We start from the raw sequence: 9,246 nt of genomic DNA, 5'->3' as shown, positions 1-9,246 counted from the left end.
TTTACATAGAAGTTCTTTGACTTTTCATAATCGGAACAAATTATTGCTACATGATGTATTTTATTTACCTTCATTTGCTTCCTCCCTAAAAGATGTTGGTTAGTTTTAAAATCTAATTTTACCAAATTTATACATTAATAAAAACTTAGATTTCAGTGCTTCCTTCTTGCTTATCACATGATTGTATTCTGTGGCGTATGCTATACGCAGGTCAAACTCTTCCGTTTGATGTTCGTCTTGTATTGGCTTAGATTGGCGCGCTTATTTAATAAACATTTCGCTGGTCAGTTCGAATGCTAGCGGTATGAAAGAAGCCGACTGCCATTTCATTTTACCACGGTCACGTATTGTAATTTTGAATCCTCTCCTTTGATACCATTATATAAGAACTAATGTTCCGTATGTAAACAAAAAATTAAACCATTCTGATAGACCTTCAACCGAACAAGTAATCCTTAGAAATTAATCTAAGGATTTTGGCTATTACAATTAAATTAAAAAGTTGCTTAATATCTTATATTCGTTAATATATTGATAATGAAAAGGCTATTTATCAGAAAATAATTCATTCACTCGTCATCAGATAGCAGTCTCTTACGGTATTTTAAATCATTAGGAATATTCTTATTTATAAAGCATTTATTTTCCAAGCAGTCTAAGTACAATGCCAATTTAACTAACGCATAATGCTTAAAATCACCCTCAGCACCTTTAAACGAAACATACTTTTCTAGAAATGGACGCGCCTCTTCTAATTGAATGTACGCCCATTGTTTATTGTTGTAGCCTGCATCATAACTTAAATAACTAATTTTCTCCAAATTATAACCGTATCTTCTTTGTTCATCACTTCTGCTATGAGGAGAATATAATTCAATATATAAAGATGTTTCAATATTTCTTTCAGAATATAACAAACCGTTATTTTCAAATCCCTCATTACTCATATATTGCATGCTATTATGTTCAAATTCGATTGCATATTTTAATGCGTTTAGATACAAATTCATTTTCATTTTATTTTTGGGGTTTGATAACCTAAGTTCAAATAATTTAATATAGAAGAAACTCGTCATATATAGAGAAGTTTTTGCTGTATTTAGGACCATCAGGATAATTATTCCCATCACTCTCAAGACGCTATCTAACTCGGTGGTTAGTACATATGCAAGCGGGTACTCTAGAGCGGGTTGTGCATCTGGGCGAATGGCGGACAAACGGTTAAAAAGGTTATAAGAGAACAGCATTCCCGATTAGGTCTGCGAACCTAAAAAAAGGTAATGTCTAATGCTGTTACATCTAATTCATGTATTTTTACTTAACTCCTTCTCTTTATAAAGAAAAAGAAAAAAGGGGAAACAAGTCAGCTGGATGACATGTTCTCCCCTTTTTTTGAATAATCACTTATTGTATTCCAGCATTTCATATGGAAGAATGTTGAGATGTAAGAAAAAATCCATGATTGGGCCTATTAACAAGGCATTTAGAAAGGTACCAATACTAATATACTTTGACATACTTGCGACTTTTAAATGGTGTTTTTCTTATTTTTATCAACTCATATTGACACTAAATAAAGATATTTGCTTTGCAATCTTACTTAAGGAATCATCCAGGATAACACCCCATTCTGCAAATATGTCATGATTCCAACAATAATCACCAGTATAATACTATGCTTTATTGTGAAGCGAAACAAATCAGATTCTTTCCCTGCTAGGCCTACTGCGGCGCAAGCTACTGCAATTGATTGAGGTGAAATCATCTTTCCGGTAACTCCGCCTGAAGAGTTCGCTGCCACTGCGAGCACCGGATCCATGCCTATTGAAGTAGCTGTAACTTTTTGCATGTTACCGAATAGTAAGTTGGCTGAAGTATCAGAACCAGTAATGAACACTCCTAGCCAGCCTAGTATAGGAGAGAAGAAAGGGAATAAAAATCCTGTTTTCGCCAATACCATACCCATAGATGTGCTCATTCCTGAAGAGTTTGTTACATAAGCGTATCCTACAACAGAAGCTATTGTGATAATGGGAAATTTAAGTTCGTTTAGTGTTTCACCGAATGTAACTATCCAACCCTTCCAAGAAATTTTTACAATATATTTCGTAATGATTGATGCAATCAGAACCGCTGTACCAGCAGCACCTAGCAATTCCAGCTTGTAAAAGGCAGGTATCGTTTCTCCCGCAGCGTTTATAATCTTATTATTTAATAAAGGAACGTTGGGTATAAACGATAATGCATGCCCTATAGAATTAATCGTTGATAAAACAACATTTGTTCCTTCATAGTGTCCTGTTAGAGCCTGCTTTATGGTTGGAATTCCCCAAAGGGAGATTACTCCCGTTAAAACTAGGAATGGTGACCACGCTTTAAAAATTTGTCCGCCTGTATAAGTTGGCTTGTGGCCAGAAGGTTCATTTACAGCAAGTGTTGCAGCCATTTCTTGTTCGGCTGAAAAACGGAAGATAGTTTTCGGTTTCCAAAATTTAAGGAAAACTGCTAAAGCAAGTAATGAAACAAGAGCCGATAAAATATCCGGAAGTTCTGGTCCAAGGAAGTTAGAGCTTAAGAATTGTGTTACTGCAAAAGTAATACCAGTTACTAAAATTGCAGGCATGACTTCGAAGGCTTTTTTAAAGCCTGCCATAATCACGATTAAATAAAATGGTATGACTACAGATAAAAACGGTAATTGGCGTCCAACCATTTTTGAAATCTCCATCGCAGAAATTCCGGTAGGTCCCTCAAGCGCGATAATGGGTGCTCCTATTGCACCGAATGCAACCGGTGCTGTATTGGCAATTAAACACAAGCCAGCTGCATATAAAGGATTGAATCCAAGACCAACAAGAAGTGCAGCAGAAATGGCAACAGGTGCACCAAAACCAGCGGCTCCTTCAAGAAATGCCCCAAATGAGAACGCTACCAATAGTGCCTGAAGACGGCGGTCTTCCGTAAGTGAAACAACTGAATTACGAATAATATCAAATTGTCCTGTTTTTACGGTTAATTTATAAAGGAAAACTGAACTGATAATGATCCAACCAATAGGCAAAACCCCGTATACTGCCCCGTGTGTAGCAGACATAATCGCCATTTGTGTTGGCATTCCAAATGCAATAACCGCCAATATCAAAGCAATCAATAGCGTCGTGAGCCCTGCCAGATACCCTTTCATTCTCTTCACTGCCAATGCCCAGAAGAAATAAAGTATTGGAATTACTGCCACGATAGCGGATAGAGCTAGGCTATCTCCTACCACTGTAAAGTTTTGTGTATATGTCATATTGTACCCTCCAATTTATAGTCCCTAAAAGTAACCGCTTACATATTTTTCATTAAAATATGCTACCATTTCTTCTGCTCTAATTTACAAGAAAGTGAAAAAAATTGAATTCACTGAAAATATTAAAAATTCCGTGTTGTAAAGTCCGGATGTTTGTGATTTTATCTTGGTTGCGTAATGATAAAATCATTATGGTGCTTGTCCGGTAAAGGGCCTATAAATTGCTTTAAACCTTTAGTTACTAAAGGACATTGCGACTAAGGTGAGATATACAAAAAGAATCACGCTAGCAAATCTACTGTCTTTTCTACATAACATTTCACTTAACACTTCTATCGGCATCATAACACTCTATAAGACAATTCCCCCTTTCTGTTTCGTATTAAGAAACAATGTTTCTGTAAGTTTGCGATAAAACACTATTGTTATGTAACTATATAAGTAGTTGTTCTATAACAAACACTAATCCTATTTCAATTATACAAATTATTGGTAAAATTTCAATATTTTTAGAATGTTTTAAAAATAAAGTTCACAAAAAAAATTTGCCCGATATATCTTTTTTTCAAAAGAATCGGACAAATTTTGATAGTGGTTTTCAAGTAGTTCTACTTTCAAATCCAAGCCTTGTCGAAATTTTCTTTCCAATTTGAATCATTTGTAACTGTAGTAGATCGATCCGCTGATCAGTCATACGCATTGTTGGACCAGATATGCTGACAGCAGCAATGACTTTCCCCGAATGATCGAAAATAGGAACGGCAATACAAGTAATTCCGTATTCATTTTCTTCTAGATCCAATGCATAGCCTTTAATTCTAACCTGAATGAGTTCTTGAAGGAAATCATCTTTATTCGTAATCGTTTTGTCAGTATGCATGGGCATTCCCTTTTGCTCAAGAATGTTAAGCACGACATTAGATGGCAAATAAGCGAGAATTGCTTTGCCGACTGAAGTGCAATGCATGGGTGCTCGTTTTCCAACTTTAGAGTGCATTCGCAGCGTTTCGTTTCCTTCTAGCTTTTCAATATACACCACTTCACCCTGGTCATAAACAACAAGATGGATAACCTCATTTGTGGTATTCTCCAGTTCTTGCAAGTATTGCCTTGCTTCCGATCTCAAATCAATTGACTCCAGCAATTTGGAACTAACCTCTAAAAATTTATATCCCAGCTTATAACGTTCCGTTTCACTATCTTGCTCAATATACCCATACTGCACTAATGTTGATAGTATCCGATAAACTGAGCTTTTATTTATATCTATTTGCTTGGAAATCTCTGTTACACCTAAGCCACCCTTTTTTAAACTCACAATAGTAATTATGTCTAACGCCCTGCTCACAGATTTCACCATATTCTCTCTGTCCAAAATTACTCACCTCTGTGCAACCATAATAGACTCATTATAGCACATAGTTTTCACCAGGCGTTTTAACCGTACCTAATACGCTCTTGCACCTTCTTTAGCAGTAACAAACGTATTTCGAAGATTCCCAATTTCCTTTATTTCACATTCTATAACGTCGCCAGCGCCGACCAACTCTGCTCCAACAGGACTACCTGTTAAAATTACATCTCCCGGTTTAAGTGTCATAACTTTTGTCAGATAGGAAACCATTCTGCGAATTGGAATAATCATCAGTTCAGTTGCACTGTTTTGTTTTTCAACATCGTTCAGTTTTGCTTTGACCTTTACATTAAAAGGATCAAGTACGGTTTCAATAACAGGACCTAATGGAGTGAACGTGTCAAATGATTTACCAATTGTCCAGTGGCCATCCTGGTGGAAAAACTGAGGTGCTGTTACGTCATTTCCAACTGTGTATCCAAAAACATAATCCAGTACGTCGGATTCAGGCACATTTTTTGCCTCTTTCCCAATGACAATCGCTAATTCGGATTCAAACTTTACTTCCTTGATACCCTCTGGAATGATAATTTCTTCTTCAGGTCCAATCACTGATGAAGTTGGCTTAAAGAAGAATACCGGAATTTCCGGGAGCTGTTCCGGAAGATCTTCCACATTTGAAACAAAGTTTGCACCGATTCCAATGATTTGATTTGGTTCTAAGGGTGCAATAGACTTAACTTCACCCTGAGAAAATGTTTGGCCTGTATACTCCCAAGCACCAAAAATATCGCCCTTAATTACCCTTATTATTTCTTCTTCTTTAACACCTGTATGAATGGAAGAATTAGCTATAAACCTAGTAAACTTCATTGTTTTATTGCTCCTCTCAGACTTCTATTTCGGTTTTTTTTCTCGCAACACCAGACTGTATTGCTGCCTCTGCTACAGCATTGGCGACAGATTCTACTACTCGGTTGTCAAAAGCATTTGGTATTACATAATCATGTGTCAGTTCTTGCGGCTGAATTAAGTTTGCAATTGCATAAACCGCTGCCACTTTCATTTCTTCATTAATTTCAGAAGCGAACACCTGAAGTGCCCCTTTAAAAATCCCTGGAAACGCTAGTACATTATTTACTTGGTTAGGTAAATCTGAACGCCCTGTACCAACAACAGCTGCACCGGCTGCCCTTGCTTTATCCGGCATTATTTCGGGTACCGGGTTTGCCATTGCAAAAATAATGCTGTCTTTGTTCATAGACTGTACCATGGCGGTATTAACTGCATCAGCAGCTGAGACGCCAACAAAAACGTCAGTACCTTTTATAACATCCTCCAATGCACCGACCAGCCTGTTTTTATTAGTGATTTGAGCTATTTCTTCCTTCATCGAATTCATTCCATTTTCGCGACCTTTATAGATGGCTCCTTTTGTATCGCACAAAATGATATCCTGAACACCCATGTTGAGCAGCAATTTTGAAATTGCGATTCCTGCAGCACCTGCACCATTTACAACCACCTTAATTTCTTCAATCCGTTTATTTACGACTTTTAATCCGTTAATTAACCCTGCTGCTGTAACAATCGCAGTTCCATGCTGATCATCGTGAAAAACAGGAATGTTCATTTCCTTTTTCAGTCTTTCCTCAATAATGAAACAATTCGGAGCTGAAATGTCTTCTAAATTTATTCCTCCAAAAGTAGGTTCCAAGGCTTTGATAATTGAAATAATTTCTTCTGCGTCGTTTGTATTTAGACAAATAGGAAATGCATCAATATCCGCAAATGCTTTAAATAATGCTGCCTTTCCTTCCATTACTGGCATCGATGCTGCTGCTCCGATATTGCCTAGCCCTAATACAGCCGATCCATCTGAAACAACTCCTACAAGGTTCCCTTTAAGTGTGTAATGATAAATCTTTTCGGGATTTTGGAAGATTTCTTTACAAGGCTCAGCTACTCCCGGTGAATATACTAAACTTAAATCATTTGCGTTTTCTACAGCTACTTTTACATTTACATTTATTTTCCCTTTAGACCTCATATGAAGGTCTAGCGCTTTTTCCCGAAGGTCTTTCATAGCTTCAACTCCCCCAATCTGTTTTCACTATTTAATAATGAAAGTTAGTTGTTGAAACTGCAGTACTTTCAGGAATTCTGTGATCTCTCCATTTCAACAGAAAATAAGTTCTTCAATTAAATTAGCCATATACTCTTTACATTGTAGATCGGGACATCCTAAAAAAATAGAATGTCCCCTAGGTGTTTATTGTTTTATAGCAAACTTTGCTTTTGCTTCAATGCGGCGACGATGCAAGATTGGCTCAGTGTAGCCACTTGGCTGATTATAACCTTCAAAAATCAGGTCACAGGCTGCTTGAAATGCCACCGAATCGTCAAAATTCGCAGACATTGAGCGATATGCAGCGTCTCCAGCATTTTGTTCGTCTACTACTTTAGCCATACGCTGAAGCGTCTCTAGCACTTGTTCCTTTGTTATGATACCGTGGTGTAGCCAGTTCGCCATGTGTTGGCTGGATATACGTAAGGTTGCACGATCTTCCATTAGTCCCACGTCGTTGATATCAGGTACTTTCGAGCAACCAACTCCCTGGTCCACCCAGCGAACAACATAACCTAGCATAGTTTGAGCATTGTTATCAATCTCTTCCTGTATTTCCTCCGGGCTCCAATCAGAATGTTTCGCAACTGGGAATTGTAAAATGTCATCCCTCAAGTCTCTGGATTCACTAATTTTTTCATTTTGGATCTTCGTTACATCAACTTGATGGTAGTGCAGTGCATGCAATGTAGCTGCAGTAGGTGATGGAACCCACGCCGTAGTTGCACCTGTTTTTACATGACCAATCTTTTGTTTTAACATTTCATCCATCAAGTCCGGCATAGCCCACATACCTTTTCCAATCTGGGCACGCCCCTGGAAGCCGCTTACAAGTCCTGTATTAACATTCGATTGTTCATAGGCTTGCAACCAAGTAGATGATTTCATTTCACTTTTTCGAATCATTGCTCCCGCTTCCATAGAGGTATGGATTTCATCACCAGTACGGTCTAAAAATCCGGTATTTATGAATACTACCCGTTCCTTAACTTCGCTTATGCAAGCTTTTAAGTTTAAAGATGTGCGGCGCTCCTCATCCATAACACCAATTTTTAGAGTATTCCGTTTTAGACCGAGCAATTCCTCCACTTGATCAAATAGATGGTTGGCAAAAGCGACCTCTTCTGATCCATGCATTTTAGGTTTAACGATGTAAATGGATCCTTCGGATGAGTTTTGGTAAGGGCCATTTCCTAAAAGAGTATGTTTTCCAAGAAGACTAGTGATGATTGCATCTAAAATTCCCTCTTGGATTTCCTCCCCATTTTGATCTAAGATTGCATTATTCGTCATTAAATGTCCTACATTACGAACAAACAAAAGTGAACGACCTGACAAAGACAATTCTTCTCCCGTCGGGGACAAATAAATGCGATTAGGATTAAGAGTTCTTGTCGTTGATTTATTGCCTTTTATGAAGGTAGCAGATAAATCTCCTTTCATTAATCCTAACCAGTTACGGTAAACCAGAACTTTATCCTCGGCATCTACCGCCGTTACTGAATCTTCACAGTCCATAATCGTCGTTACTGCTGCTTCTAAAAGAATATCTTTAACGCCAGCCTCGTCAGTTTTTCCGATTGGATGACTGAAATTGATTTGAATTTCAAAGTGAAGGCCATTATTTTTCAAAAGTACAGCACTTGGATCTTGTGGTTGTCCTTGATAGCCAGTTAATTTCGATTCGTCCTCAAGTCCTGTCGTTTCTCCATTCCGGAGTGCAACATTCAGCTTTCCAGACTCAATTGTGTATTTCACAGCATCTTTATGAGAAGCTTCCCTTAATGGAGCCGCTTGGTCAAGAAACTCCCTTCCAAACTCAATAACCTTAGCACCACGAACTGGATTGTAGCCACCTTCTCGATGTGCACCATCTTCTTCACTGATTGCATCTGTACCATAAAGTGCGTCATAAAGGCTTCCCCAGCGTGCGTTGGCGGCATTGATTGCATAACGAGCATTATTAACTGGAACAACCAGTTGCGGTCCAGCTTGGATAGCGACTTCGGCATCCACACCTTCAGTGGTGATCTTGAAATCTTCAACCTCTGGTTCAAGATATCCAATTTCTTTTAAAAATGATTTATACTCTTCAAAATCAAAATCATTATTATTTTTTCGATACCAAGCATTTATTTGATTTTGAATCTCTTCACGATGTGCCAATAATTCCTTATTTTTAGGGGTTAAATCATTGATCAAATTTTCTAAACCAGACCAAAACTGGTCACGATCCACTTCACTACCTGGTAGAGCTTCTGAATTAATAAATTCATATAATTCCGTTGCAACTTGAAGATTCCCTGATTTAATATATTTTGTCATTATGAGTTCCTCCTTGAAAATCAACATTTTATTTTAGATAATTCTCTGGAAAAAAGTAATTTGTTCTCTCTAGGATGTAATTTTCTTAATCACTCTGTTTTGTTTGCTATTACAAAACGTTGTTTCTTTATCTGTGTATAAAAATGA

The 9,246-nt window shown here is 37.6% G+C and carries 6 protein-coding genes and 1 pseudogene; all 7 read right to left on the bottom strand.

Translation table 11 applies throughout. The features are described from left to right. A pseudogene (locus V3595_RS25615) lies at window positions 1-74 on the bottom strand (VOC family protein); the annotation flags it as partial. A 495-nt stretch (window positions 75-569) separates the two neighbouring features. Then, window positions 570-1,217 (bottom strand): hypothetical protein, encoded by a 648-nt coding sequence (locus tag V3595_RS25610; protein ID WP_485910486.1) that lies wholly within the window; start codon window positions 1,215-1,217, stop codon window positions 570-572. Window positions 1,218-1,600: 383 nt separating this feature from the next. Next, window positions 1,601-3,292, bottom strand: a complete 1,692-nt coding sequence (locus V3595_RS25605) for an L-lactate permease (RefSeq protein WP_485910484.1) — start codon at window positions 3,290-3,292, stop codon at window positions 1,601-1,603. Window positions 3,293-3,890: 598 nt separating this feature from the next. After that, on the bottom strand, window positions 3,891-4,667 hold the full coding sequence (locus V3595_RS25600) for an IclR family transcriptional regulator (RefSeq protein WP_485910482.1): 777 nt from the start codon (window positions 4,665-4,667) through the stop codon (window positions 3,891-3,893). Between the two features lie 72 nt (window positions 4,668-4,739). After that, on the bottom strand, window positions 4,740-5,519 hold the full coding sequence (locus tag V3595_RS25595) for a fumarylacetoacetate hydrolase family protein (protein WP_485910480.1): 780 nt from the start codon (window positions 5,517-5,519) through the stop codon (window positions 4,740-4,742). Window positions 5,520-5,535: 16 nt separating this feature from the next. Further along, entirely contained in the window at window positions 5,536-6,732 is a 1,197-nt protein-coding gene (locus V3595_RS25590) for an NAD(P)-dependent malic enzyme (RefSeq protein WP_485910478.1), read from the bottom strand. A 186-nt stretch (window positions 6,733-6,918) separates the two neighbouring features. Further along, complete coding sequence (locus tag V3595_RS25585; RefSeq protein WP_485910476.1) at window positions 6,919-9,099, bottom strand: malate synthase G; 2,181 nt, start codon at window positions 9,097-9,099, stop codon at window positions 6,919-6,921. Between the last annotated feature and the right edge of the window lie 147 nt (window positions 9,100-9,246).

It is taken from the genome of Bacillus sp. CFBP9009 (assembly GCF_036541465.1).
Taxonomy (GTDB): domain Bacteria; phylum Bacillota; class Bacilli; order Bacillales; family DSM-1321; genus Peribacillus.
Note: the sequence above shows the minus strand (reverse complement) of the source record. Positions and strands in the feature narration are given on the sequence as shown.

Excerpts from the sequence above, each read along its gene's own strand:
- V3595_RS25605 (WP_485910484.1), bottom strand. The coding sequence starts at position 3,292 with ATGACATATACACAAAACTTTACAGTGGTAGGAGATAGCCTAGCTCTA.
- V3595_RS25595 (WP_485910480.1), bottom strand. The coding sequence starts at position 5,519 with ATGAAGTTTACTAGGTTTATAGCTAATTCTTCCATTCATACAGGTGTT.
- V3595_RS25590 (WP_485910478.1), bottom strand. The coding sequence starts at position 6,732 with ATGAAAGACCTTCGGGAAAAAGCGCTAGACCTTCATATGAGGTCTAAA.
- V3595_RS25585 (WP_485910476.1), bottom strand. The coding sequence starts at position 9,099 with ATGACAAAATATATTAAATCAGGGAATCTTCAAGTTGCAACGGAATTA.